This is a genomic window from Mesorhizobium sp. M0590 (assembly GCF_040320905.1).
Lineage (GTDB): Bacteria > Pseudomonadota > Alphaproteobacteria > Rhizobiales > Rhizobiaceae > Mesorhizobium.
Genome location: NZ_JAMYQN010000020.1, coordinates 57,414 through 82,259, shown reverse-complemented (window position 1 = coordinate 82,259; position 24,846 = coordinate 57,414). Strand labels below are relative to the sequence as shown.

The 24,846-nt window shown below is 62.3% G+C and carries 21 protein-coding genes; 13 read left to right on the top strand and 8 right to left on the bottom strand.

The features are described 5' to 3' along the window. Positions 1 to 39: 39 nt before the first annotated feature. Genes guaB through NKI52_RS26595 form a run of 3 tightly spaced genes read left to right on the top strand, consistent with a single transcriptional unit; the run spans position 40 to position 2,561 of the window. On the top strand, positions 40 to 1,542 hold the full coding sequence (gene guaB, locus NKI52_RS26605; protein ID WP_352458563.1) for an IMP dehydrogenase: 1,503 nt from the start codon (positions 40 to 42) through the stop codon (positions 1,540 to 1,542). 31 nt (positions 1,543 to 1,573) lie between these two features. Next, positions 1,574 to 2,113 (top strand): hypothetical protein, encoded by a 540-nt coding sequence (locus NKI52_RS26600; RefSeq protein ID WP_352700293.1) that lies wholly within the window; start codon positions 1,574 to 1,576, stop codon positions 2,111 to 2,113. Positions 2,114 to 2,141: 28 nt separating this feature from the next. After that, a complete protein-coding gene (locus tag NKI52_RS26595; protein ID WP_352700281.1) occupies positions 2,142 to 2,561 on the top strand; it encodes an MAPEG family protein in 420 nt (139 codons plus the stop codon). Between the two features lie 12 nt (positions 2,562 to 2,573). On the opposite strand, the gene rnd is transcribed toward NKI52_RS26595, so the two are convergent. Together rnd and NKI52_RS26585 are read right to left on the bottom strand one after the other, a co-directional pair. Then, positions 2,574 to 3,725, bottom strand: a complete 1,152-nt coding sequence (gene rnd / locus NKI52_RS26590) for a ribonuclease D (protein WP_023674454.1) — start codon at positions 3,723 to 3,725, stop codon at positions 2,574 to 2,576. A gap of 73 nt (positions 3,726 to 3,798) precedes the next feature. Continuing rightward, complete coding sequence (locus NKI52_RS26585; protein WP_352700280.1) at positions 3,799 to 5,046, bottom strand: MFS transporter; 1,248 nt, start codon at positions 5,044 to 5,046, stop codon at positions 3,799 to 3,801. Between the two features lie 256 nt (positions 5,047 to 5,302). Between NKI52_RS26585 and NKI52_RS26580 the strand changes: the two genes are divergently transcribed. From NKI52_RS26580 to aspS, 4 genes are all read left to right on the top strand, one after another. Further along, the gene (locus NKI52_RS26580; protein WP_352700279.1) at positions 5,303 to 6,571 is read left to right on the top strand and encodes an ABC transporter substrate-binding protein; all 1,269 of its coding nucleotides are present in this window, start codon (positions 5,303 to 5,305) and stop codon (positions 6,569 to 6,571) included. A gap of 68 nt (positions 6,572 to 6,639) precedes the next feature. Further along, complete coding sequence (locus tag NKI52_RS26575; protein WP_352622841.1) at positions 6,640 to 7,512, top strand: carbohydrate ABC transporter permease; 873 nt, start codon at positions 6,640 to 6,642, stop codon at positions 7,510 to 7,512. A 19-nt stretch (positions 7,513 to 7,531) separates the two neighbouring features. Then, positions 7,532 to 8,356, top strand: a complete 825-nt coding sequence (locus NKI52_RS26570; RefSeq protein ID WP_352622835.1) for a carbohydrate ABC transporter permease — start codon at positions 7,532 to 7,534, stop codon at positions 8,354 to 8,356. A gap of 214 nt (positions 8,357 to 8,570) precedes the next feature. Then, positions 8,571 to 10,361, top strand: a complete 1,791-nt coding sequence (aspS, locus tag NKI52_RS26565) for an aspartate--tRNA ligase (protein WP_352700292.1) — start codon at positions 8,571 to 8,573, stop codon at positions 10,359 to 10,361. Between the two features lie 80 nt (positions 10,362 to 10,441). Here the strand turns inward: aspS and NKI52_RS26560 are convergent, their stop codons facing one another. Then, on the bottom strand, positions 10,442 to 11,635 hold the full coding sequence (locus NKI52_RS26560) for an aq_1923 C-terminal domain (RefSeq protein ID WP_352571484.1): 1,194 nt from the start codon (positions 11,633 to 11,635) through the stop codon (positions 10,442 to 10,444). Between the two features lie 371 nt (positions 11,636 to 12,006). On the opposite strand from NKI52_RS26560, the gene parC reads away from it, so the two are divergent. After that, positions 12,007 to 14,259, top strand: coding sequence for a DNA topoisomerase IV subunit A (gene parC, locus NKI52_RS26555; protein ID WP_352700278.1), 2,253 nt, complete (start codon positions 12,007 to 12,009; stop codon positions 14,257 to 14,259). 249 nt (positions 14,260 to 14,508) lie between these two features. Beyond that, positions 14,509 to 15,729: an AI-2E family transporter gene (locus NKI52_RS26550; RefSeq protein ID WP_352621043.1), complete on the top strand. Its 1,221-nt coding sequence runs from the start codon at positions 14,509 to 14,511 to the stop codon at positions 15,727 to 15,729. Here NKI52_RS26550 and NKI52_RS26545 read toward each other — a convergent pair. From NKI52_RS26545 to NKI52_RS26535, 3 genes are all read right to left on the bottom strand, one after another. Further along, positions 15,717 to 16,613, bottom strand: coding sequence for a DMT family transporter (locus NKI52_RS26545; RefSeq protein WP_352700277.1), 897 nt, complete (start codon positions 16,611 to 16,613; stop codon positions 15,717 to 15,719). The genes NKI52_RS26550 and NKI52_RS26545 overlap by 13 nt on opposite strands. 121 nt (positions 16,614 to 16,734) lie before the next feature. Further along, complete coding sequence (locus NKI52_RS26540) at positions 16,735 to 17,499, bottom strand: arginyltransferase (protein WP_352700276.1); 765 nt, start codon at positions 17,497 to 17,499, stop codon at positions 16,735 to 16,737. 138 nt (positions 17,500 to 17,637) lie between these two features. Then, positions 17,638 to 18,108, bottom strand: a complete 471-nt coding sequence (locus tag NKI52_RS26535; protein ID WP_023674465.1) for an RDD family protein — start codon at positions 18,106 to 18,108, stop codon at positions 17,638 to 17,640. Between the two features lie 212 nt (positions 18,109 to 18,320). Between NKI52_RS26535 and sthA the strand changes: the two genes are divergently transcribed. The 3 genes from sthA to NKI52_RS26520 all read left to right on the top strand — a co-directional run bounded on the left by sthA (position 18,321) and on the right by NKI52_RS26520 (position 21,517). Continuing rightward, positions 18,321 to 19,709 (top strand): Si-specific NAD(P)(+) transhydrogenase, encoded by a 1,389-nt coding sequence (gene sthA / locus NKI52_RS26530; RefSeq protein WP_352571479.1) that lies wholly within the window; start codon positions 18,321 to 18,323, stop codon positions 19,707 to 19,709. Between the two features lie 149 nt (positions 19,710 to 19,858). Beyond that, positions 19,859 to 21,067 carry an MFS transporter gene (locus tag NKI52_RS26525; protein ID WP_352700275.1) on the top strand — a complete coding sequence of 403 codons (1,209 nt, stop codon included), beginning with the start codon at positions 19,859 to 19,861 and terminating at the stop codon, positions 21,065 to 21,067. Between the two features lie 72 nt (positions 21,068 to 21,139). Next, entirely contained in the window at positions 21,140 to 21,517 is a 378-nt protein-coding gene (locus tag NKI52_RS26520; RefSeq protein ID WP_352571477.1) for a VOC family protein, read from the top strand. 46 nt (positions 21,518 to 21,563) lie between these two features. On the opposite strand, the gene NKI52_RS26515 is transcribed toward NKI52_RS26520, so the two are convergent. Then, positions 21,564 to 22,220, bottom strand: a complete 657-nt coding sequence (locus tag NKI52_RS26515) for an alpha/beta hydrolase (RefSeq protein WP_023674469.1) — start codon at positions 22,218 to 22,220, stop codon at positions 21,564 to 21,566. Positions 22,221 to 22,435: 215 nt separating this feature from the next. On the opposite strand from NKI52_RS26515, the gene NKI52_RS26510 reads away from it, so the two are divergent. Continuing rightward, on the top strand, positions 22,436 to 23,611 hold the full coding sequence (locus NKI52_RS26510; protein WP_352590513.1) for an OpgC family protein: 1,176 nt from the start codon (positions 22,436 to 22,438) through the stop codon (positions 23,609 to 23,611). A gap of 22 nt (positions 23,612 to 23,633) precedes the next feature. Here the strand turns inward: NKI52_RS26510 and NKI52_RS26505 are convergent, their stop codons facing one another. After that, positions 23,634 to 24,713, bottom strand: a complete 1,080-nt coding sequence (locus tag NKI52_RS26505; RefSeq protein WP_352700274.1) for a LacI family DNA-binding transcriptional regulator — start codon at positions 24,711 to 24,713, stop codon at positions 23,634 to 23,636. Positions 24,714 to 24,846: the final 133 nt, after the last annotated feature.

The following is a 24,846-nucleotide window of genomic DNA, read 5'->3' as shown; positions in this document are numbered from 1 at the left end:
TCCAGGGCGAGCGCCTTTCCTGCATTCCGAGGGCTGGCCATGGCAAAAATCATCGAGACGTCCACCGGCGCATTGGCGCTGACCTTTGACGACGTGCTGCTGCAGCCGGGTCATTCCGAGGTCATGCCCGGCGAGACCGACATCCGCACCCGCATCGCCGGCGACATCGACCTCAACGTGCCGATCCTGTCGGCCGCCATGGACACGGTTACCGAGGCGCGGCTCGCCATCGCCATGGCCCAGGCCGGCGGCATCGGTGTCATCCACCGCAATTTCTCGCCGGCCGAACAGGCCGAGCAGGTGCGCCAGGTGAAGAAGTTCGAGTCCGGCATGGTGGTCAACCCGGTCACCATCGGTCCCGAGGCGACGCTTGCCGATGCGCTGGGTCTGATGCGCACCTACAGCATTTCGGGCATTCCGGTGGTCGAGAACGGCGGCACCGGCGGCCACACGGTCGGCCGGCTCGTCGGCATCCTGACCAACCGCGACGTCCGCTTCGCGTCCGATCCGGCGCAAAAGGTCTATGAGCTGATGACCCGCGAGAACCTGATCACGGTCAAGGAGAACGTCGATCAGGACGAGGCCAAGCGGCTGCTCCATCAGCACCGCATCGAGAAGCTTGTTGTGGTCGATCGGGACGGCAATTGCGTCGGGCTGATCACGGTCAAGGACATCGAGAAGTCGCAGCTCAACCCGCACGCCACCAAGGATGCGCAGGGGCGCTTGCGCGCCGCCGCCGCCACCAGCGTCGGCGATGACGGTTTCGAACGGGCCGAGCGCCTCATCGACGCCGGCGTCGACCTTCTCGTGATCGACACCGCGCACGGTCATTCGCAGCGCGTTCTGGATGCGGTGACGCGGGCCAAGAAGCTGTCCAACTCGGTTCGCATCCTGGCCGGCAACGTCGCCACCGCGGAAGGCACCTTGGCGCTGATCGATGCCGGCGCCGACGCGGTCAAGGTCGGCATCGGACCAGGCTCCATCTGCACCACCCGCATCGTCGCCGGCGTCGGCGTGCCGCAGCTCTCGGCGATCATGTCGGCGGTCGAGACGGCGCAGAAATCCGGCGTTTCGGTCATTGCCGATGGCGGCATCAAATATTCGGGCGATCTCGCCAAGGCACTGGCCGCCGGCGCCAGCGCGGCGATGATCGGCTCGCTCCTGGCCGGCACGGACGAGAGCCCGGGCGAGGTCTATCTGCACCAGGGCCGCTCCTTCAAAGCCTATCGCGGCATGGGCTCAGTCGGCGCGATGGCGCGCGGCTCCGCCGATCGTTATTTCCAGGCCGAGGTGCGCGACACGCTGAAACTGGTCCCGGAAGGCATTGAAGGGCAGGTGCCGTACAAAGGACCTGTGTCCGGCGTGCTGCACCAGCTTGCGGGCGGCCTGAAAGCCGCTATGGGTTATGTCGGTGGCCGCGACCTTGCCGATTTCCGCGAGCGCGCCACTTTTGTGCGGATATCCAATGCCGGACTTCGTGAAAGCCACGCCCATGACGTCACGATTACCCGCGAAAGCCCGAATTATCCTGGCGGAGCCTGATCGCCATGCGCTTTGGCGCAATCTGGCGGCAATGATCCTGCGGCTGTCGCGCCACGCGGCCGCACTCTGTGTCGCCACCGTGGCGGTTTTCATCATCATGACGGCGATGGAGTTCCTCTATTTTCGCCGATTGAGCGGCGGTCTGCCGTCGCTCGACATGCGCTATACCGGTTTCACCCCGGATGAGGGCATGGCCTGGCTAACAGCCCTCGGCCGGCGCGGCAGCGAAATTATTCTCGTCTGGCATTACTTGACCTTCGACCTGCTTTTTCCGGCGCTGCTATCGCTGACGATGGTCAGCCTGATCCTGGCCACGGGCCGGCGGCTGAAGAATTTCCGTGCACTGCCTGCGCAAACCCAGTCGATATTCGCGGTTGTGCTGGTGCTGCCCTATCTGCTTACCGACTATGCCCAGAATATCGCCGTGGCTCGTCTTTTGTCCGATTTTCTGTCGGCCAATCCGGATTCACTATCCTTCGCCTCGGCGCTGATCGTCACCAAATTCGCCCTACTGGCGATACCAGTGACTGTCATTGCGGCTTTCACTTTGATGGCTCAGAAACGGCCTTGAAGGCTGGGTGACAACGACAGGGGGCGTCTTGAACCAGACCGCGATCTTCTGGCCGATGCTGGCGCAGGTGCTGCTGGTCTATATCATCTATATCGTAATGGGCCGGCGCCGCTATGGTGCGGTCAGGTCGGGCGAAGCCAAGACCGGCCAGTTCAAGACGCGCTCGACGGAGCCTGGGTCCAGTATCACCGTCGCCGACAATCTGAGCAACCAGTTCGAACTGCAGGTGCTTTTCTACGTCTTATGCTTGACGCTGCACGTGACCAATGGCGTCAATTATCTGACCTTGGCTCTGATGTGGATCTTTGTCGTCTCCCGCTATCTTCACGCGTCGGTCCACTTGACCAGCAATCGGCTAATCCTGCGCAGCAGGGCATTCTACCTGGGCGCGGTAGTTCTTGCACTTGGCTGGATATGGCTAGCGCTGCATCTGCTCGGCTTGGTCTGAGCAAGCTCAAGGCTACAAATCGAACACAGCGATCTTGCGCTTGTCGAACCTGATGGCGAGTTCGCCGCGCACCAGCTTGAGCGCGGCCTCGCCGAAGACGGCGCGCCGCCAGCCTTGCAATGCCGGCACGTCGGCTTCCTCGCCCTCGGCAGCGATGCGGTCGATGTCGTCACTGGAGGCGAGTACCTTGGATGCGACGCCCTCCTTTTCGGCAACGATCCGCAGCAGCACCTTCAGCAACTCCGCCGCGGCGCTTGACCCCTCCGGCGGCTGGAAGCTCTTCGGCAGCTTCGGCATCTCTTCCCTGGGCAGGGCAAGGGCAGCGTTTACCGCGCCAAGCAGTGCCGTCGCCGTCGACGAGCGCTCCCAGCCCTTCGGCGTGGTACGCAGCTTGCTCAGCGCCGCAGCGTCGCGCGGCGCCTGCTGCGCCACTTCGTAGATCGCATCGTCCTTGAGCACCCGGCCGCGCGGCACGTCGCGCTCGCGCGCTTCGCGTTCGCGCCAGGCGGCCACGGCCTGCACGATCGCCAGTTCCTGCGGCTTGCGCAGCCGCATCTTGAGCCGCTTCCAGGCATCCTCGGGATGCGGATCGTAGGTCTCGCGCGAGGTCAGCACGTCCATCTCCTCGTTCAGCCAGTGGGCGCGGTTTTCCCGCACCAACTCGGCGCTGAGATGCTTGTACACCTCGATCAGGTGGGTGACGTCGGCGAGCGCGTAGTCGAGCTGCTTTTCGGACAGCGGACGGTGGCGCCAGTCGGTGAAGCGCGAGGACTTGTCGAGCCGCGCTCCGGTGATGCGCTGCACCAGCTGGTCGTAGGAGACGCTGTCGCCGAAGCCGCAGACCATTGCCGCGACCTGGGTGTCGAACACCGGATGCGGCACCAGATCGCCGAGATGCACGATGATTTCGATGTCCTGGCGCGCCGCATGGAAGACTTTGACGATCGCCTCGTTGGCCATCAGCCTGAAGAACGGTTTCAGGTCGATGTCGGGCGACAGCGGATCGATCAGCGCGGTCACCCCGGGCGCTGCCATCTGGATCAGGCACAGGATCGGCCAGAAGGTCGTTTCGCGAATGAATTCGGTATCGACGGTGACGAATTCCGCCTTTTCGAAAGCGGCAATAGCGGTCTCGAGTTCTTTCTGGGTGGTGATGACGTGCATCAAATCGCTTTTGGCAAGGGATAGGGTCTCTTTCAATTTCAGCCGCGCGCGCTTTCGTCAAGCGCAAGCACCTCTATCCAGGCTTTGCGGGTTCATCGGGATCGGCATTCCGCTTCGCCAACCGGGCAAAAACCGTCGAAGTGCGCAACAGCGCCGTAAAACGGCTGCGATGGGTGGCCGGCACGGCGGAGCGCGCCCGCATCCGGTAAAGGATGACGGCCACGAAGATCGCATAGACGGTGGCGCTGAACACGAACAGCGCGCTCGGCCCGAAAAATTGCATCACCGTCGAGGCTGCGAACGGCCCGCCGATGGCGCCGAAGGAATAAAACAGCATCAAGGCAGCGTTGATCAGCACGAACTCGCCCTTGTCGGCGCGGTCGTTGGAATGCGCCGCTGACAACGAATAGAGCGGCATGGCGAAGCAGCCGAAGATGAAGACGAGCAGGAAGTTGAGAAACGGGCTGCCGCCTGCCACGAATGCCAGCGCCAGTGCCGCCACCATCGCACAGCACGTCGTCATCAGCAGCACCGAGCGCCGGTCCCAGCGGTCGGAGAGATAGCCAAGCGGGTATTGGATGATGGCGCCGCCGAAAATGCCGACGCTGACGAAGGTGACGACGTCGGCGACCGACATGCCGATCTGCTCGGCATAGACCGGCGACAGGGTGCGGAAGGCGCTGTTTGTGACGCCGACGGCGATACAGCCGAAGCAGCCGAGCGGCGAGATCCGCCAGACGCGCGCCAAATCGAGCTTGACGTCTTCCGGCGGCGTCGGATTGGAGCGGTCGCCGAGCGAAACCGGCACCAGCGAAACGGTGATCATCATCGACATGATGGCGAAGATGGCAAAGCCGCCGGCGCCAAAGATCGGGATCAGGAACTGGGCGCCCGTCACCGAGCCGATGTCGACCATCCGGTAGATGGCAAGCACCCGCGCCCGGTCGGTGTTGGTGACGCCGGAATTCAGCCAGGCTTCCATGATGGTGAACAGGCCGGCAAAGCGGAACCCGCCGGCAAAGCGCACGGCGCACCACATCACCGGATCGATGACCAGCACCAGAAGCAGCGTTCCCGCCGAGGCGATCGCCGCGAGTGCCGAAAAGGCGCGCACATGGCCGACGGACTTCATGATGCGGGTCACGGCAAGGCAGCCGAGCAGGAAGCCGGCGAAATAGAACGTGCCCATCAGGCCGATCGAGGAAGCGGGAAAACCTTCCTGCGCACCACGCAGCGCAATCAACGTGCTCTGCAGGCCGTTGCCGCCGAGCAGGATGCCGGCGGCGATCAGGAGGGGGATCAGCGGGCGGATGGAGGACATGAAGGAAAGCCTGTCGTTGATCCTTCTTGAACCATCACCTTCGCCAATGCCAGCGGCAATTCCCGGCGGCGTTGAGGCCAGCCGGGGGCTACCGCGTGGCGCCGGACCCTCCGTGTTGGGAACCAAGGCGTATCTTTGTAGTTCAGTGCTGGTGGGCGAATACGCGTCTTGTGAGCTGCCGGTGTGCGGAGACGGTGTCAGGCATCGAGGTCGTTTCTGCTGCCCGGCCTGAAGCTCCAAAGGGAGGTCCGCCATCATGAAATTTCATTCCGCATTTGCGGCATTTGCCGTGGCCGCAGTTCTGGCGGCCGGGCCGGCGCGGGCTGTCGACCTCGCCGTGGTGTCCGGAGATACCGGCAACGGCCAGAGAATCCTTCGCGAGATCCTCGATCAATACGAGAAGAAGACCGGCAACAAGGTTAGCGTCGTTCCGCTGCCTCCCTCGGCGACGGACCAGTTTGGCCAATACCGGCTCTGGCTTGCCGCCGGAAGCAGCGACGTCGACGTCTATCAAACGGACATCATCTGGGCCCCCCAGCTTGCAAGGCAGTTCATCGACCTGACCGAAGCGACCAAGGATGTCGTTGGCGCCCATTTCCCATCGATCATCAAATCGCAGACCGTGGACGGCAAGCTCGTCGCCTTGCCGATATTCACCGACGCTCCGGCGCTCTACTACCGCAAGGATCTCCTCGACAAATACGGCGCCAGGGTCCCGGCCAGCTGGGCTGAACTTGCCGATACCGCCAAGCTTGTCATGGACAAGGAGCGCGCGGCCGGCAACAAGGACATGTGGGGTTTCGTTTTCCAGGGCAACGCCTATGAGGGGCTGACCTGCGATGCACTCGAATGGGTGAAGTCGAACGGCGGCGGCCAGATCATCGAGCCGGACGGCACGATCTCCATCAACAATCCGCAAGCAGCTGCGGCGCTGGAAATGGCGAGGAGCTGGGTGGGAACCATCTCGCCGCCCGGCGTTCTGGCCTACCAGGAAGAAGAGTCGCGCGGAGTCTGGCAGACCGGCAACGCCGTCTTCATGCGCAACTGGCCCTACGCCTACGCGCTTGGCAACAGCGAAAGCTCCCCCATCAAAGGCAAGTTCAAGGTGACCACGCTGCCGCCGGGGTCGGGTGAGGGCGCGCGCCCGGCAGCAACGCTTGGCGGCTGGAATCTCGCGGTTTCCAAATATTCGAAGAACCCGGATGCAGCGATCGAGCTGGTCAAATGGATCGCCTCGCCTCAGATGCAGAAGTACCGCGCCTTGAAGGGGGCATATCTGCCGACCATCCAGGCACTCTATGACGATGCCGACATCGCCAGCGCCCAGCCGGTGATTCCGCGCTGGAAGGAAGTCGTCCTCAACGCGGTGCCGCGTCCCTCGGCCCAGGCCAAGACCAGGTACAATGAGGCATCGAGCGAGTTCTGGACCGCCGTCCACAACACCATGTCCGGCGAGGGCACGGCCGCCGACAACCTTGCCGATCTGGAGTTCTCCTTGACCAGGCTCAAGGGCACCGCCTGGTGACCTCGCCGCGCTCAGGCTCGCTGCTGGCGCGTCAGCGTGTGCGCTCGGCATGGCTGCTGCTTGCCCCGATGCTCATCGTGCTCGTCGCCGTCGCCGGCTGGCCGTTGATGCGCACGATCTATTTCGGCTTCACCGATGCCTCGCTCGCCGACCTCGAAGCCCGCCGCTGGGTTGGCTTCGCCAACTATTTCTCCGTCCTGCAAATGCCGAGCGGCCGCGTCATTTATGACGGGCTGCTCGCCGATCCGGTCTGGTGGCGCGCCGTCTGGAACACGGTGCGCTTCGCGGTGATTTCGGTGACCTGCGAGACGATGCTCGGCATGATCGTCGCGCTGGTGCTCAACGCCAAGTTTCGCGGCCGCGGCATCGTACGCGCCGCGATTCTCATCCCTTGGGCCATCCCGACGATCGTCTCGGCTAAAATGTGGCAGTGGATGCTCAACGACCAGTTCGGCATCATCAACGACGTCCTGCTCAAGCTCGGCCTGATCAGCACCAAGATCGCCTGGACGGCCAGCGCCGACACGGCGATGGTCGCCGTCCTTGTTGTCGACATCTGGAAGGCGACCCCCTTCATGGCGCTTCTCATTCTCGCCGGCCTCCAGATGCTTCCGCAAGAAATCTACGAGGTCGCCAAGCTCGACGGCGTCGGCGCGTGGAGAATTTTCTGGAAGATCACCTTGCCGCTCATCCGACCGGCGTTGATGGTGGCCATGATCTTTCGCGGTCTCGATGCCCTGCGCATCTTCGATCTGATCTACGTGCTTACGCCAAACAACATACACACCAAGTCGATGTCGGTGTTTGCCCGCGAGAGCCTGTTTGAGTTCGACAAGTTCGCTTCCGGTTCCGCCGCCTCGACGCTTCTCTTCCTTATCCTCGCTCTGCTGACCATGCTCGTTCTTTGGCTCGGCCGGATAAGACTGGACAAGGACTATTGATCATGGGGGACTACTGACCATGTGGATCGTCAAGCGCACGGCTTTCTACCTCCTCGTCGCCGTTATCGTCGTCGTCGCGGTGTTCCCGTTCTACTATGCCACCATCACCAGCCTGAAATCGGGGACGGCGCTCTTCCAGGTCGACTATTGGCCGACGACGATTACCTTCAGCAACTACAGGACCGTATTCACCGAGGGGACCTTCCTGCGCAATCTCGTGAACTCGCTGTTCATCTCGAGCGCGGTTGTTGTCATTTCGCTGTTCCTCGGCGTCACCGCCGCCTATGCGCTGGCGCGCATCCGCTTCCGCGGCCGCTCGGCTCTGCTCCTCACTATCCTGTCCGTTTCGATGTTCCCGCAATTGGCGGTGCTTGCCGGTCTTTTCGAGCTGATCCGCACCTTCGGCCTCTACAATTCGCCGTTCGCGCTGATCTTGTCCTACATGATCTTCACCTTGCCGTTCACCGTTTGGGTGCTCACCGCCTTCGTTCGCGACCTGCCGATCGAACTGGAGGAAGCGGCGATCCTCGATGGCGCCACGCCCTGGATCATCATCAGCCGCGTCTTCCTGCCGCTGATGTGGCCGGCGCTGGCGACCACCGGGCTACTCGCCTTCATCGGTGCTTGGAACGAGTTCCTGTTTGCCCTGACGTTTACCTCCAGCAACGAGCAGCGAACCGTGCCGGTCGCCATCGCCCTGCTCTCCGGCAGCTCTCAATTCGAGATCCCGTGGGGCAACATCATGGCCGCATCGGTGATCGTCACCGTGCCGCTCGTCGTCCTCGTTCTCATCTTCCAGCGCAAGATCGTCTCCGGCCTCACGGCGGGCGGGGTGAAGGGATGAGTGCATAGTTGAACTGCCGGCACAGAGCAGCGAACTCAGATTGACGCCTCGAGCATAAATTGATGCCGGTGGGATAGGGGCGGGAAGAACGCGAACTCGACCCGGCTGCCGCTTGCCTTGACAAATGCACCCTCTCATGTGCTTTTCGCGCAAATTTTCAGGCTGAGCCATCATGCCTTGGCCGCAACCCAACATCCGGACTTTAAGAATGACAATGCATCGTTACCGCAGCCATACCTGTGCCCAATTGAGGAAGCTCGACGTCGGCTCGACCGTACGCCTGTCGGGCTGGGTGCATCGCGTGCGCGACCATGGCGGCCTGCTGTTCATCGATTTGCGCGACCATTACGGCCTGACGCAGATCGTCGCCGATCCGGATTCGCCCGCCTTCAAGATTGCCGAGACCCTGCGCGGCGAATGGGTCGTCCGCGTCGACGGCGAGGTCAAGGCGCGCCTCGCCGACACCGTGAACCCTAATTTGCCGACCGGCGAGATCGAAATCTTCGCGCGCGAGATCGAGGTGCTGTCGGCGGCCAGGGAATTGCCGCTGCCGGTCTTCGGCGAGCCGGATTATCCGGAGGACATCCGCCTCAAATACCGCTTTCTCGATCTGCGCCGCGACACGCTGCACAAGAACATCGTCGCGCGGACGAAAATCATCGCCGAGATGCGCAAGCTGATGGGCGAGGTCGGCTTCACGGAATTCTCGACGCCGATCCTGACCGCCTCGTCGCCGGAAGGGGCGCGCGACTTTCTGGTGCCGTCGCGCATCCACCCCGGCACTTTCTATGCGCTGCCGCAGGCACCGCAGATATATAAGCAGCTGATCATGGTGTCCGGCTTCGACCGCTACTTCCAGATTGCGCCCTGCTTCCGCGACGAGGACCCGCGCGCCGACCGTCTGCCGGGTGAATTCTACCAGCTCGACGTTGAGATGAGCTTCGTCGAGCAGGAGGATGTGTTCACCACCATGGAGCCGGTGATGCGGGGGGTGTTCGAGACCTTTGCCGCCGGCAAGCCGGTGACGGAGAAGTTTCCGCGCATCGCCTATGATGTCGCCATGCGCAAATACGGCACCGACAAGCCGGACCTGCGCAACCCGATCGAGATGCAGGCCGTCTCGGATCATTTTCGCGACTCAGGCTTCAAGGTATTTGCCAACATCCTTGCCAACGATCCGAAGGCCGAGGTCTGGGCCATTCCGGCCAAGACCGGCGGGTCTCGCGCCTTCTGCGACCGCATGAACTCATGGGCGCAAAGCGAGGGCCAGCCCGGCCTCGGCTACATCTTCTGGCGCAAGGAGGGCGAGAAGCTTGAAGGCGCCGGGCCGCTGGCCAAGAACATCGGCGAGGAGCGCACCGACGCGATCCGACAACAACTCGGCCTTGCCGATGGCGATGCCGCCTTCTTCGTCGCCGGCGATCCGAAGAAATTCGTCTCCTTCGCGGGAGCGGCGCGCACCCGCGCCGGCGAGGAGCTCAATCTTGTCGACCGCGACCGCTTCGAATTGTGCTGGATCGTCGACTTCCCGTTCTTCGAATGGAACGAGGACGAGAAGAAGATCGATTTCGCGCACAATCCTTTCTCGATGCCGCAAGGCGGCATCGATGCGCTTAACGGCGAGGATCTGCTCGGCATCAAGGCGTTCCAGTACGACATGGTCTGTAACGGTTTCGAGATCGCCTCCGGCGGCATCCGCAACCATCTGCCCGAAACCATGGTCAAGGCGTTCGAAACCGTCGGGCTGGACCGCGCGACCATCGAAGAGCGCTTCGGCGGCCTTTATCGCGCCTTCCAGTATGGCGCGCCGCCGCATGGCGGCATGGCAGCCGGCATCGACCGCGTCGTCATGCTTCTGGTCGGCGCGAGGAACCTGCGCGAAGTGACCATGTTTCCGATGAACCAGCAGGCCTACGACCTGTTGATGAACGCGCCGTCGGAAGCCAGCCCGCAGCAGCTTCGCGAATTGTCGCTGCGCGTGGTGGCGACGAAGAAAGAGGTTTAGAAAACGCTCCGAACCGGTGCTGTTGATTCATAAAAAAGCCCGGCATCGCTGCCGGGCTTTTTGCTTGAAGCCTGTCTCGATCAGTCTTCGTTTGCTGTAACCGTCACGCCAAGCGTTTTCGGCAGGTCGAGCGGGTTGGACATGGCGCCCGCCATGATCAGTGCGAACGGCACCGCTGCCGGCGGCTCGGCCGAGACCTCGATGCTTTGCGGGTCGTCGAGGAATTTGTTGACCGCGGCCGAAACCTGCGCGGTCAGTTCCGGATTGTTGAGCTGCGCCATGCCGAAGGGCACGATCGCCTTGGCCTGGTTGGCGATGTCCTTGCCGGACATGCCTTGCTGCTTGCCGGCATAATCGAGCAGCTTTTTGGTCAGCGAATCGTCGTCGAAGCGGATCGAGGCGCTGTTGAACGAAAGCTGCTGCAGCAGCCCGAGCATGGCCATGCCTTGCGCCGAATTGTCGGCGCCTTCGGGCTGCGCTGCCATCTTCTTCTGCATCTCCTGCAGTGATTTGATGACGTCCAGCGTGTAGCCGCCGAGATCGAAGGTCATGCCGAGCGTGCCGGCATTGTCGACCGATATTTCGTATTTCGACAAGTCCATCCTGCCGTCGGTAGGCTGCCAGGTTCCTTCCATCTCAAGATTGCCTGATATGTTCTGGTAGCCGAGCGCGTTGATGACTTCCTTGGACTTCGGATCTTCGACCAGGGTCAGGTCGGCAGCGAATTTTTCCGTAGTGCCGGAAAACGCCATGGCCTTGCCGTCGGCCGGCGGCGTGATTGCGATGGCAAGCCCGTCCATCGAGAAAGCAGTTTTGTCAGCCACTTTGACTGTCATGTTGTCGAGCTCGGCCGATTTGTACATCATCAGCGAGCCCAGCGGACCGCTTGCGCCTTCGGCCGGAACCGTCATGTCGTGGATGACGAAGGGGCTGAGATTGAGCGTGACGCCATCTTCGCTGTGTTCGAACGGCGACGTCGATACGGTCGCGATTTGATAGCCGCCATTGGCTTCGGTCACACCTTCGAGCTTGACGTCGCCGATCTTGAGCGCCTCCTTTTCGGCCGCCGGTTTGACCGCTACGCCTTGCAGAACCATGCTGGAGGTGTCGCCGGTTACTCCGGTCCAGGAGAGGTCGACACCCTGCGCGGCGAGGGCAACCTTCAGCCGGTCGGCGACCGCGGTATCCTGCGCGAACGCCGCATTCAGCGGCAGCGTCAGCAAAAAGGTCGAAAAAGCCAGTCTTTTAATAAGTGTCGAGTGTCTGATCGTCATCGAGAGCTCCCCTGAGAGTGTCCTGAAATTCTTTTCAAATCGTCGCGTCGTCACCATTCGGTGACGAACTGGACCGGAAAAAGGCGGGCCTCGGCACAATGGTCGAAAATCGCGGCCAAAGGCAAACCCGATCCATCAGCCTTGCGATAGAAGCAGGATGTAACGGGTTGATGTTGGCCGGCGTCGTGACGCTTCCAATTCCTGTTGCATAATGGATGTCGCGCAAAAGTGTGCAGCGGGTTTTGCGATAACGGCATGTATCAAAACAAGGACCTAAAGCGTCGCATGGGGCCGGTCGAATGCGACTCGCTTTAGGAGGATGCATACCGGTGCCTCTTGCCGCGAATCACCCGCTCGGCTAGTGCCAGCCCATGGGAAAAAGGCTTTTGCCGCCCGAGAGTGGCGGCGGCGACAATATCGAGCCGGTCGATCTGAAGAAGGCGCTGGAAGAGCGCTATCTCGCCTACGCGCTGTCGACCATCATGCACCGGGCACTGCCAGACGTGCGCGACGGGCTGAAGCCGGTGCATCGTCGCATCATGCATGCCATGCGTCTGTTGCGGCTCAACCCCGACCAGGGCTTTGCCAAATGCGCCCGCATCGTCGGCGAGGTGATGGGCAAATTCCATCCGCATGGCGACCAGTCGATCTACGACGCGTTGGTGCGGTTGGCGCAGGATTTTTCGATGCGCTACCCGCTGGTCGACGGGCAGGGCAATTTCGGCAATATCGACGGCGATAACGCCGCCGCCATGCGCTACACCGAAGCGCGCATGACCGAAGTGTCGACGCTGCTGCTGGAAGGCATCACCGAGGACGCCGTCGATTTCCGCCCGACCTACAACGAGGAAGACGAGGAGCCGGCCGTGCTGCCCGGCGCCTTCCCGAACCTGCTCGCCAACGGCTCGTCCGGCATCGCCGTCGGCATGGCGACCTCGATCCCGCCGCACAATGCGGCCGAGCTCTGCGACGCCGCGCTTCACCTGATTGATCATCCGGATGCGCCCGTCACCAAGCTGATGGATTTCGTGCAAGGTCCGGATTTCCCGACCGGCGGCATCATCGTCGACAGCCGAGCCTCGATCCTCGAAGCCTACGAAACGGGTCGCGGTGGTTTCCGCGTCAGGGCGAAATGGAGCCAGGAGGACCAGGGGAGGGGCACCTGGAACATAGTCGTCACCGAAATCCCCTACGGCGTCCAGAAGGCCCGGCTGATCGAAAAGATCGCCGAGCTCTTGATGGCGCGCAAGCTTCCGTTGCTCGAGGATATCCGCGACGAGAGCGCCGAGGACATCCGCGTCGTGCTGGTGCCGAAGAGCCGCTCGGTCGATCCCGGCATCATGATGGAATCGCTGTTCAAGCTGACCGAGCTCGAAAGCCGCTTTCCGCTCAACATGAACGTGTTGTCGCGCGGCAAGGTGCCGAACGTGCTGTCACTGAAAGGCGTGCTCAAGGAGTGGCTTGAGCACCGCCGCGACGTCTTGATCCGCCGCTCCAAGCACCGCCTCGGCGAGATCGAGAGGCGGCTGGAGATCCTCGCCGGCTATCTGATCGCCTACCTCAACATCGACGAGGTGATCAGGATCATCCGCGAGGAGGACGAGCCCAAGCAGGTGATGATGGCCCGCTGGTCACTCACCGACACCCAGGCCGAAGCCATCCTCAACATGCGGCTGAGGGCGCTGCGCAAGCTCGAGGAATTCGAGATCCGTGAGGAATTCAACGGCCTGAGCGGCGAGAAGAAGCAGATCGAGGCATTGCTCGCATCCGACGCCAAACAGTGGGCGACGATCAAGTGGGAAGTCGCCAGCATCCGTGAGAAATTCGGACCGGAGACCGAGATCGGCAAGCGCCGGACCGAGTTCGCCGATGCGCCCGAACATGACCTGACCGATATCGCCCATGCCATGATCGAGCGCGAGCCGGTCACTGTCGTCGTTTCGGAAAAGGGCTGGCTGAGGGCCATGAAAGGTCATCTGACCGACCATTCGGCCCTGACCTTCAAGGAAGGCGACAGCCTCAAGCTCGCCTTCCACGCCCAGACGACCGACAAGGTGCTGGTCTTCACCACCGGCGGCAAGTTCTACACGATCGGCGTCGACCGGCTGCCTGGTGGGCGTGGCCACGGCGAGCCGATCCGCATCATCGTCGACATGGACAACGACCAGGATATCGTCACCGCCTTCGTCCATGATCCCAAGCGCAAGCTGCTGCTGGTGTCGCATGACGGCAACGGTTTCATCGTGCCGGAAGAAGAAGTCGTCGCCAACACCCGCAAGGGCAAGCAGGTGATGAACGTCAAGGCGCCCGACGAAGCCCAGCGCTGCGTGAGCGTCGCCGGCGACCATCTCGCCATTGTCGGCGAGAACCGCAAGATGCTGGTATTCCCGCTGGCCGAGATCCCGGAGATGGGGCGCGGCAAGGGCGTGCGCCTGCAGAAATACAAAGATGGTGGCGTCCTCGACCTCAAGACCTTCACGCTCGCAAGCGGCCTGTCCTGGCAGGATTCGGCAGACCGCACCTTCACCAAATCGCGTGACGAGCTTGCCGAATGGATCGGCGCCCGCGCCTCGGCCGGCCGCATGGTGCCGAAGGGCTTTCCGCGCACGGGCAAGTTCGGGTGAAGCGGTAATCTCCCCCCCTGAGGGGGAGATGGCCGGCAGGCCAGAGGGGGTCCCCGCGCATGAAGCGCCAGCCTCCTTTGTTCGTGGTAAGGTCGCGTCAGGACGTCCCGACCCCCTCTGTCGCCTTCGGCGACATCTCCCCCTCAAGGGGGGAGATTAGCAGCTCCACCCAAACATTTGGAATGTCGTCACGATTGCTGCACTATATCAGGGCATAAGCGATACGATGGGCCAGGGAGAGGTAGCCGCTTGAAGGAAGTCAGGATCCAGAAGCCGGAGCGGCAGCAGCGTCTGTTTGGCCTGTCGACGCCGCTCAGGGCCGCTGTCATTCCGCCGCTGTCGGCGGCGCGCTGGCTCCTGGTGCTGATCGTTGCCGCCGGCGTTTATTTCTTCCACGGCTTCCTGTTCCCGGTTCTTGCCGCCCTGGTTATCGCCTTCGCCAGCTGGCCGCTCTATCGGCGGCTGCTCGCCGGCGTCGGCGGCAACCGCACCATCGCTGCGACGCTTGCGATCTTGTTCATCCTGACCTTCCTGGTGGTGCCGATCGCGCTTGCCGGCACCTACGCCATCAATGAGGTGCGCGAGTGGGTCAACTGGGCGATAGAGACCAACCGCTACGGTGCGCCGACGCCGCACTGGATCGCCACCATGCCCGTGGTGGGCGAATGGCTCAATGAACAATGGACGGTCAACGTTGGCCACCCCGGCGGTATCGGCGAACTGATCCAGCTGATCAGTGGCGCCAATATCGGCAGCATCTATCGCGGCGTGCTTGCCGCCGGCGGCAGCGCCTTCGGCCTTTTGCTGACGCTGCTATTCATGATGATCGCGCTGTTCTTCGCCTATCGCGACGGCGAGCATTTCGCCGGACAGGTCGATCGCCTCGGCGAACGCATCCTGCCGGCCAGATGGGAACGGATCTCACGCGTGGTGCCTGCGACAATCTCCTCGACGGTGACCGGCATGACCGTTATCGCCATCGGCGAAGGGCTGGTGCTGGGTATCGCTTACTGGTTGGCCGGCGTGCCGTCGCCGGTGACGCTCGGCGCGCTGACCGGCATCATGGCGCTGATTCCCGGCGGCGCACCGCTGTCCTTCACGCTGGTGTCGATCTATCTCGCCGCCAGCGGCTCGCCGATGGCGGGGCTGGCGCTGTTCATCTGGGGCGCGGTCGAACTCTTCATCGTCGACAAGACATTGCGCCCGAAGCTGGTCGGCGGGCCGATAAAGCTGCCCTTCCTGCCAACCTTTTTCGGCCTGATTGGCGGCGTCAAGACAATGGGCTTTCTCGGCCTGTTCATCGGCCCGGTGCTGATGGCCCTGCTGGTCGCAATCTGGCGCGAATGGCTGCGCGAAGTGGAACTGACCGATGAGCTCGCTGCCGCCGAACCGGCGGAGCACGATGACGCACCGCCGCAGATCGAAATTGTCGCCGGACGCGCCGCCGCGAAAAAGAATCAGGCCGGGTGACTGACGGCGAACGTGGCGCGGCGCTTGCGCCCCTCGTGCAACTGCCAGAGCGAATGGCCGATCAAGGTCATGATGAGGATCGCGCCGCCGATCAGGCTGTTGCCCGACGGTGTTTCGGCGAAGATCATCCACACCCAGACCGGCGCCAGTACGGTTTCAAGCAGGTAGAACATCGCCACCTCCGGCCCGGAGATGTATTTCGGGCCGTTGGCGAGGCAGAAGAACGAGATCGGCATGATGACGGCACCGTTGAAGACGATCCACCATGGCGCGTTGACGTGAAAACCCACCTTGGAAACCATCAGGGTGGCGACGGCCAGCGGCAGGACCACTCCGATCAGCGCGGTGAAGCCCATATCCTTGCCGCTGGCGCGCGAGATGGTGATGGCCGCGGCGATCATGAAAGCCGAGCATAGCGCCATCAGGTCGCCGAAGAGATGTCCGGTTCCAACGGAATCGCCGACAATGATCGTCACGCCGACGATCATCAGTGCCAGCGCTGCAAGCGTCAGGGGCCGTGGCCTCTCCTTCAGGAACAGCCATGACAAAAGGCCCGCGAACATGGTTGTGAACGCCAGGATGAAAACGAGATTGGCTGTCGAAGTGTTGTAGACGCCGGTGATGAAGGCGATCGAGCCGAGCCCGTAGAGGCCGGCAACGATGAGCCCTGACCAGCCCGGCACAAGCTGCGGTGCCTTTGCGCTCAGCGAGCGCCAGGCGGCCCAGATGATAAGCGTGGCGACGAAGGTCGTGCCGGTGCGCAACAGCAGGATCGTCCACGCCTCGCCGTCGGCGAGCCGGATCAGCGGAATGTCGACGGTCAGCGTCAGCCCGCCGATGGCGGTGATCAGAAGGCCTCTCTGGTGGTCGTTGTGGGAAGACATGCGGCAATTCTCGCGTAGGCTTGGAGGCGCAAAATTGACCGCCCGGTTTTCCAGCCGATCGGCCGGAAGCCCAGCGGCATCCTCCTCGAAACAATTTAAGAGTGAATACCGAAAGCGAAGATCAGCGCGAAACCGCTTCGTGATTGTAGCGTTCCCAGCCTTTCGGGCCGAGATGCTCCTGCGGCTGGAAGCGCATCTTATAATTCATCTTGCGCGAGCCGTTGACCCAGTAACCCAGGTAGACATGGGGCAGGCCCATCGCCCTGGCGCGGGCGATGTGGTCGAGGATCATGAAGGTGCCGAGCGAACGGTCCTCGAAGTCCGGGTTGAAGTAGGAATAGACCATCGACAGGCCATCGGCCATCTTGTCTGTGAGCGCCACGGCGATCAGCTCGCCCTGGCCCTTGCCGGTGATGAAGCTGTCAGGTCCGCGGCGACGGTATTCGATGACCTTGGTGTCGACATGGGTATCCTCGACCATCATGGCGTAGTCGAGCACGGTCATGTCTGACATGCCGCCACGGCGGTGGCGGGCGTCGAGATAGCTGCGGAACAGCGAATACTGTTCGGTGGAGGGTTCGGCGTCGTGCATGGCGCCGACCAGATCCGAATTATGCTGCATGACCCGTTTCAAGTTGCGGCTGGCGGTGAATTCCTGCGCCAGGATGCGCACCGACACACAGGCGCGGCAGGTCTCGCAGGCCGGCCTGTAGGCGATGTTCTGCGACCGCCTGAAACCGCCCTGCGTCAACAGATCGTTCATCTCGGGGGCCTTGTCGCCGACCAGGTGTGTGAACACCTTGCGCTCGAACTGGCCCTCGAGATAGGGACATGGCGAGGGCGCGGTCAGAAAGAACTGCGGCGACTGGGTCGGGTGCTGCGTCATCGAGCCTTGGAAACACTCCTGCGAATCGCTCTACCTTTGGCGCGGACGCCGAAAAATTCAACAGGATTGTGAAAGCCTGGTTGATTGGACGTCTTCACATTTGTGCGCAAAGGCTGCGGCCGCGCTTCAAAAGTCTGCTCAGCGGCCGCTGCGGCTGACGACGGTGCCGAGCAGCAGGTCGTGCAGCGTGCGCTTGCGGTCGGAAAACAGGCTCACCAGCAGGACCAGCGGCGAAAGGATGACATTGCCGGCCCAAAACAGCACCGAATGCACGACGGCGGTCAGCCCGTCGATGCGGCTGCCGTCGAGCCGGTCGAGCCGGATGCCCATCATCTTCATGCCGGTGGTGGCCTGGTCTTTACTGCCGAGCGTGTTCCAGATGTAGAGGATGGCGACGGCCGGCACGAGAATGGAAAACAGCATCCAGCCGAGGCCGAGCGTCAACAGCCCGAACAGGAACACCAGGATCGCGAATGGAATGGTGAGCAGCGCGACGATGAAATAATCGATGACAAAGGCGAGAATGCGCCGCGTGCGCACGCCCTCATAGGCGCGGACATCTTCGAGCCTGCTGGTGATGATTTCGCCGTCGAGAACGCGAGCGTTCATGTCATTTCCTCGTAATCGAACCCGGGTTAATGCACGGGGCCGCTTCTTGGTGAAATGGTGAAGGTTCGCGGCGGAATCAAGATCGAGCCTTTCGCCGCCGTGTAGATGGTGACGGAGTGCCTGGGGCCGTCTGACTTGTTGAATTCACGGCGCGGATAGCGTTAGTTTGCTGCGGCGCAACAAAGCGCGCCGAGCCGAGGGGACGGGGCGACATGGACTACGACATGCTGGTCATCGGCAGCGGCCCATCCGGGCGCCGCGCCGCGGTGCAGTCGGCCAAGCTCGGCAAGTCGGTGCTGGTGGTCGACAGAGGCCGGCGTCTCGGCGGCGTGTCGGTGCATACCGGCACCATACCGTCGAAGACGTTGCGCGAGACGGTGCTCAACCTCTCCGGCTGGCGTGAGCGCGGCTTTTATGGACGCGGCTACCGCGTCAAGCAGGACATTTCGGTCGGCGATCTGGTCGAGCGCCTGCACAAGACGCTCGACCATGAGGTCGAGGTGCTGCAGCATCAGTTCATGCGCAACACGGTCAAGAGCGCGCGCGCCGCGGCAAAATTCCTCGGCGCCAACAAGGTCAGCCTGACCACCGACACCGGCGACTACAGCGAGGCTGGCTTCTCCCATGCGCTGATCGCGGTCGGCACCCGGCCGCACCGGCCGCACGACGTGCCGTTCGACAAAACACGGATTTTCGACAGTGATGAGATGCTGGAGCTCGATCGCCTGCCGCGCACGCTGACGGTGATCGGCGCCGGTGTTATCGGTGTCGAGTATGCGACGATCTTTTCGGCGCTCGACGTGCCGGTGACGCTGGTCGAGCCGCGCAATACGATGTTGGATTTTGTCGACCGCGAGATCGTCGACGACTTCATCCATCAGATGCGCGACCGCGGCATGACCATCCGATTGGGCAGTGCCGTCAAGGAGATCGCCTCCAAACCCGACTATGCCGAGGTGACGCTGGCCGACGGCCGCACCATACGGTCCGAGATCGTGCTTTACGCCGCAGGGCGTACCGGCAATGTCGGCAGCCTGGGCTTGGAAACGGTCGGCATCGAGTCCGATTCCAGAGGCCGCATCAAGGTCGATCCGCAGACCTTCCAGACCAGCGCGTCCAACATCTATGCCGCCGGCGATGTTATCGGCTTTCCGAGCCTGGCCTCGACCTCGATGGAGCAGGGCAGGGTGGCCGCCTGCCATGCCTTCGGCGTGCCCTTGCCGCCGCCGCCCGAAACCTTTCCCTATGGCATCTACGCCGTGCCGGAAATCTCCACGGTCGGGCAATCCGAGGAGCAGGTGCGTGAGAGTGGTGCCGCCTACGAGGTCGGCGTGGCGCGGTTCCGCGAGACATCGCGCGGCCACATCATGGGCGTCAACACCGGCTTCCTGAAGCTTCTGTTCTCGATCGAAACACGCCGTCTGCTCGGCGCCCATATTGTCGGCGAGGGCGCGACCGAACTCATCCACATTGGCCAGGCGGTCATCAATCTCGGCGGCACCGTCGACTTCTTCGTCAACAACACCTTCAACTATCCGACGCTGGCCGAAGCCTACAAGATCGCCGGGCTGGACGCCTGGAACCGAATGGGGCGAGGGTAGACCATGATCCCGAATCGAAGGACCGCGTGGGCATCGGTTTTGCTGCGCGGACCTTCGGGATGGGGGCAGGACACTCAGCAGTGGCGCATTGCAACCGACATGGTGGCCGTTGCGTTTCAGCCAAACGGATTGCCGAACAGGGCAAAGCAATGACTGGGGCAGCGCCAAGGAAAACCTTCGCCTGGATTTCCCGAAACACGGTGCTTCTGGCGCTGGCGAGCCTGTTTGCCGACATTTCGACAGAGATGCTTTATCCGATCCTGCCGATCTTCCTAACCCAGACTCTGCACGCAAGCGGGAGCGTCGTCGGTCTGGTCGACGGAATCGCCCAGGCGACGCAGAACATCGTGCAAGGTTTTTCGGGCTGGCTCTCGGACAGGCTTCAGAAGCGGAAACCGATAGCCCTCATTGGCTATTTTCTGGCCTCTATCGCCAAACCGCTGATCGGCGTGGCCACGGTGTGGCCGATGGTCCTGGGCGCGCGGTTTGTGGATCGGCTCGGTGCAGGTTTCCGGTCCGCTCCGCGCGACGCGCTCCTTGCTTCGTCCGTGGCCGACGAGCACCGAGGCAAAGCATTCGGCCTAGAAGGCATTGGCGACAATCTGGGAGCGTTTCTGGGACCACTGCTCGCGGTGCTGCTTCTCATCGCCCTCAAAGTCGATATCCGCTGGATCTTCTATCTCGCGCTCATTCCCGGTCTCCTCGCCTTCCTCATGGTGGTGTTGGTGCACGAGCAGCCACTGGCCGTAGCCGCAAAGGCCAAGATCGACATCAATCTGCGGCAGTTTCCCAAAGCCTATTGGACCTATCTCTTGGTGACAGCTCTCTTCGGCATCGGCAATTCGAGCAATGCGTTTCTGATTCTGCAAACACAGGATATCGGTGCCTCTTTGGAGGCAACCATTCTTATCTATGCAGGCTTCAATCTCGTTGCGGCGCTGATTTCCTACCCGGCCGGCTTTCTATCGGACCGCTTCGGCCGCAAGGGCGTGTTACTGTTGTCCTTCGTCATCTTCCTGATCGCCTATCTCGGCTTCGTCTTGACCCGGAACATCTATCTGATCGGGCTGCTTTTTGCCTTCTACGGGTTCTATCAAGGCATCTTCCGCTCAGTCGGCAAGGCATTCGCCTCGGACTTCGTGCCGCAAGAGCTGCGTGCCAGCGGCATCGGCTGGTACAGCACCACGGTCGGCCTGCTGGAACTCGCGGCAAGCGTTGTCGCCGGACAGCTCTGGGATCGTGTAAGCCATGAGGCGGTGTTCATCTACGGCGCTGTCTTCGCCGTGGTCGGCAGTGCTGGTCTGCTTGCCCTGATCCCCTGGCGAACCGACGGTCATAGTGTGTCGGCGGCGTCGTAGTGCTGCCGGGGCGTTGCCGATGATGAGCAGCCTTTAATAAAACGTTCTACTCAAACTGAAAGGTCCCCGGTCATGACGCCCGTCAGTGTTCGCTATATTGTCGACGATGTCGCCGCTTCCATCGATTTCTACGTGAAGCATCTGGGCTTTGCCATTGAACGGGATGCGCGGCCGGCTTTCTGCTCGGTCACGCGCGGCGATCTGCGGCTTCTGCTGAGCGGGCCGGAGAGCTCGGGCGCACGGGCGATGCCGGATGGCCGCCGGCCGGTGCCGGGAGGGTGGAACCGCATCGTGCTGGTGGTGCCGGATCTGAAGCAAGAGGTTGCGCGCCTGAAGGGCGCCGGGCTCGCCTTCCGCAACGATATCATCAACGGCGTCGGCGGCTCGCAGACCCTGCTCGAAGACCCGTCCGGCAATGCGATCGAGCTATTCCAGCCCGCCGCACACTGACATTCGATGGTCGGGCCCGCGTTGTGCGTGCGCTCAATCCGCTCGTTCAGCGGTTGCCTGACCCCGCCAGCCACTGCCTGACGATTTCAGCATCCGCGTCGCCGATTTCATGGCCGGAGGCAATGGTGTGGGTCTCGACCTTGGCGCCATGCGAGCTCAGTAGAGCGGCCAACACGGGGGCGAAAGGCGCGTAGGTCAGGTCGGCGGCGCCGGCGACGATCAGAGCCCGCGCCTTCGACAGGTCGGCCGGCGGCACCTCGTCGAGCACCGGCATGGGGCGCAGCAATGCAGCGCGCTCGATGAGGCCCGGATGCAGCGGCATGACGCTTGAAACCAGATTGGCGCCGTTCGAATAGCCGAGAAAGGTCGCGCGGCGGAGATCGAGGCTGTGGCGCTTCGCGACGCCGGCGACGAAGCTTGCAAACGCATCTGCCTCCGCGCGGATACTTGCCTGCTCGAATCGCGTCGGGGTGATTCGCGTGAACCAGCGGAAACCGTCCTCCTGAGGGATGCGGCCACGGACCGTAACCAGCGCCGCATGCGGCGCGATTTGCCGACCAAGCGGCAGCAAGGTCGTCTCGTCGACACCCGATCCATGCAACAGGAACAGCCAGTCACCGGGTAAATTGGCGGATCGATGGAGCCGGTAGAAAAAGCCTGAATTCTCCTGCAAAATACCGTCTTCGAGGCTTTGCTCGGCCATAGTCACATCCTTTTGATTCCGCGTTACTTTCGTTAATTTGCCGGCTTCAAAACGGAATATTTTCAAGCTCCGCGAAAGTTGATTGAACCGGGCGCATTTCAGTCCGTTTCTTTGCCGATATAATCCCCGCGGGGGGATCGAAGCAGTGTGCGCCGGGTGGTCGCCCGAGGGATCGCATGCCGGGCATGAACAACCAGCTTTAAGGCCTTTTATCGATGACCATGCCAGTTTCGCCGGAACGCGATACGCGTATTGATGTGTTCCGGGCTCTCGCCCTCCTGACCATATTCGTCGACCACGTGCCTGGCACCGTTTTCGAAACCCTGACCTACAAGAATTTCGGGTTTTCGGATGCGGCCGAGGCCTTCGTGCTGATCTCCGGCATGTCCGTCGCTCTCGCCTACGGCACTAAGTTCCAGCCGGGAAACCGGCTGATTGCAACACTGAAAATGTGGCGCCGCGCCGGTGTGCTCTATGTCACCCACATCGTCACGACGATGGTGGTCATGGCTATCTTCTGCGCGGCGGCGGTGTTTGCGAAACGGCCGGATCTTCTGACGCTGATCAACATCGAGCCGCTCGTCAGGAACCCGCCACAAGTCCTGGTCGGCATCGTCACGCTCGGCCATCAGCTCGGTTACAACAACATACTGCCGGTCTATGCGGCGCTGCTGTTGATGGCTCCGGTCTTCCTGCTGTTCATCAGCTACCGGCCACTGGCGGCGCTCGCAGTATCCGCAGCCCTTTGGCTGATTGCCGGAATCTACCAGATCGCGCCGCCGAACTACCCGGAGCCCGGCTTCTGGTTCCTCAATCCGCTGTCATGGCAATTGCTGTTCAATATCGGCATGGCCAGCGTGTTGCATGTGCGGCGCGGCGGCACCATCCCTGTCAATCGCTGGCTGGTCGGCGCGGCCGCCGCCTATGTGCTGACGGCACTCGTCTGGGTGCACAGCCCGCTGTGGGGGCATGTGTCGTGGCTCGACCTCCCGGTGGTGCTGACCGGTTTCGACAAGACGTTCCTGTCGTTGCCGCGGCTGCTGCACATCCTGGCGATGAGCTATCTGGTCGTCGCCTTGCCTTTCGTCTCGAACCTGTTCCGCACCGGCCGCGACAATCCGCTCGCCATATTGGGCAAACGCTCGCTGCCGGTTTTCATTGCCGGCACGGTGATTGCCATGGCGGCGCAGGTGATGAAGCTGGTCAACCCGGGCGGCTTTGCCTATGACAGTCTGCTGCTCGCCGCCGGCATCGCCATGCAGTTCGCGCTCGCCTTCTATCTGGAATGGCTGTCCGCTATCGGCTGGTCCGGCAAGGGCAAGCCGGTCCGCAACGAGGCGTCACCGGTCCGTCCATCCTTTGGCATCGGTCCGATGGCGGCCAATCGATAAGATTTGGAGCCGATCTGCCCAGTCAACCTGTGCCTGGCGGCGGCCCGGACGACGCCCTGACGACAAGTTCGACATCGAGCGTTTCTCGCCGCACCGTGCCGTCGAAGTCGAGGATTCTTCGCGCTGCCCGGCGGCCGATCTCGGCGATCGGCTGGGCGATGGTGGTGAGCGGAGGCTCGCAAATTGCGGCTTCAGGCACGCCGTCGAAGCCGACGACGGAAACATCGCGAGGAACCGCGATGCCCCGCGCGCTGAGCCATTCCAATGCTTCCATCGCGACCCGGTCCGACATCGCCAGGATGGCGGTCGGCGGTTCTGCCGAGGCGAAGAGGGTTTCGAGGCCGGCCTTTGTGCTGGCCTCATCGTTTTCAGTCTCGTAGACCGGCACCTTGGCGGTATCGACGCCGAACCGGGAAAGCTCTTCGAGATAGCCGAGGAGGCGGTCACGGGTTCCTGTATAGACTGCGGTCCGGACCTGCTCGGGCGAGACAAGTCCGGTGCTGTTGTCGGCGAAGGCCAGCGACAGCACGGCGAAGCGGCGATGTCCAAGTTCCGCCAGATGGCGCGCCGCGAGCCGGCCGCCGGCAACATTGTCGACGCCGATCGCGGAGACCGTGGCGTCCTGCGAGCCGAGCTCGAGCGCGACGAAGGGGAGCTTGCGTTCGCGCGTCAGCTCGACGAGGCGCGGACCGCCCTCGATGCAGAACAGGATGAAGCCGTCGACCAGGGCGCTCTGGATATTCCAGGCAAGTTTTTCCTCGTTGCCGGCCGACACGAGGGCTATTCCCGCGCCGGTGGCGTCGCATGCCTCCGAGATGCCGGCCATCATCACGCGCGCAAAGGGGTCGTCGAAGAAATAGGACAGCGGCTCGGTTGTGGCGACGCCGATCGCATTGACCTTGCCGGCGCGCAGCAGGCGGCCCTTTGGATCGGGGCCGGCGTAGCCCAGCGCGTCGGCCGCCGCCTTGACCCGCTCGCGGACTTCCTCGCGTACGATTTCGGGACGGCTGAAGACATTGGAGGCAGTGCCGTGTGATACGCCCGCGGCTTTGGCGATGTCCGCCAGCCGGATGGGCCTCCTGCCTTCGGTGAGTGATGCCATTTGTTTGTCTCCGGGACTCCGGTCCAACAGTATCGCCGACTACCTAACACCTTCGTTGGATCGATTCAAATTTTTGCTTGACATTTGTGGTGCGATGCGTATTCTTTGAATCGATCCAAGAGCGTTTTTCGTC

Bases quoted from the DNA above. Each gene is read 5' to 3' on its own strand.
- rnd (WP_023674454.1), bottom strand. From the start codon at position 3,725: ATGCACGTCATCACCACCCAGAAAGAACTCGAGACCGCTATTGCCGCT.
- NKI52_RS26560 (WP_352571484.1), bottom strand. From the start codon at position 11,635: ATGACGATCAGACACTCGACACTTATTAAAAGACTGGCTTTTTCGACC.
- NKI52_RS26505 (WP_352700274.1), bottom strand. From the start codon at position 24,713: ATGGCATCACTCACCGAAGGCAGGAGGCCCATCCGGCTGGCGGACATC.
- NKI52_RS26540 (WP_352700276.1), bottom strand. From the start codon at position 17,499: ATGACGCAGCACCCGACCCAGTCGCCGCAGTTCTTTCTGACCGCGCCC.
- NKI52_RS26600 (WP_352700293.1), top strand. From the start codon at position 1,574: ATGATCCTGCGGCTGTCGCGCCACGCGGCCGCACTCTGTGTCGCCACC.
- guaB (WP_352458563.1), top strand. From the start codon at position 40: ATGGCAAAAATCATCGAGACGTCCACCGGCGCATTGGCGCTGACCTTT.
- NKI52_RS26525 (WP_352700275.1), top strand. From the start codon at position 19,859: ATGACTGGGGCAGCGCCAAGGAAAACCTTCGCCTGGATTTCCCGAAAC.
- NKI52_RS26575 (WP_352622841.1), top strand. From the start codon at position 6,640: ATGCTCATCGTGCTCGTCGCCGTCGCCGGCTGGCCGTTGATGCGCACG.
- parC (WP_352700278.1), top strand. From the start codon at position 12,007: ATGGGAAAAAGGCTTTTGCCGCCCGAGAGTGGCGGCGGCGACAATATC.
- NKI52_RS26585 (WP_352700280.1), bottom strand. From the start codon at position 5,046: ATGTCCTCCATCCGCCCGCTGATCCCCCTCCTGATCGCCGCCGGCATC.
- NKI52_RS26545 (WP_352700277.1), bottom strand. From the start codon at position 16,613: ATGTCTTCCCACAACGACCACCAGAGAGGCCTTCTGATCACCGCCATC.
- NKI52_RS26570 (WP_352622835.1), top strand. From the start codon at position 7,532: ATGTGGATCGTCAAGCGCACGGCTTTCTACCTCCTCGTCGCCGTTATC.
- NKI52_RS26535 (WP_023674465.1), bottom strand. From the start codon at position 18,108: ATGAACGCTCGCGTTCTCGACGGCGAAATCATCACCAGCAGGCTCGAA.
- NKI52_RS26510 (WP_352590513.1), top strand. From the start codon at position 22,436: ATGACCATGCCAGTTTCGCCGGAACGCGATACGCGTATTGATGTGTTC.
- NKI52_RS26520 (WP_352571477.1), top strand. From the start codon at position 21,140: ATGACGCCCGTCAGTGTTCGCTATATTGTCGACGATGTCGCCGCTTCC.
- NKI52_RS26580 (WP_352700279.1), top strand. From the start codon at position 5,303: ATGAAATTTCATTCCGCATTTGCGGCATTTGCCGTGGCCGCAGTTCTG.
- sthA (WP_352571479.1), top strand. From the start codon at position 18,321: ATGGACTACGACATGCTGGTCATCGGCAGCGGCCCATCCGGGCGCCGC.
- NKI52_RS26515 (WP_023674469.1), bottom strand. From the start codon at position 22,220: ATGGCCGAGCAAAGCCTCGAAGACGGTATTTTGCAGGAGAATTCAGGC.
- aspS (WP_352700292.1), top strand. From the start codon at position 8,571: ATGCATCGTTACCGCAGCCATACCTGTGCCCAATTGAGGAAGCTCGAC.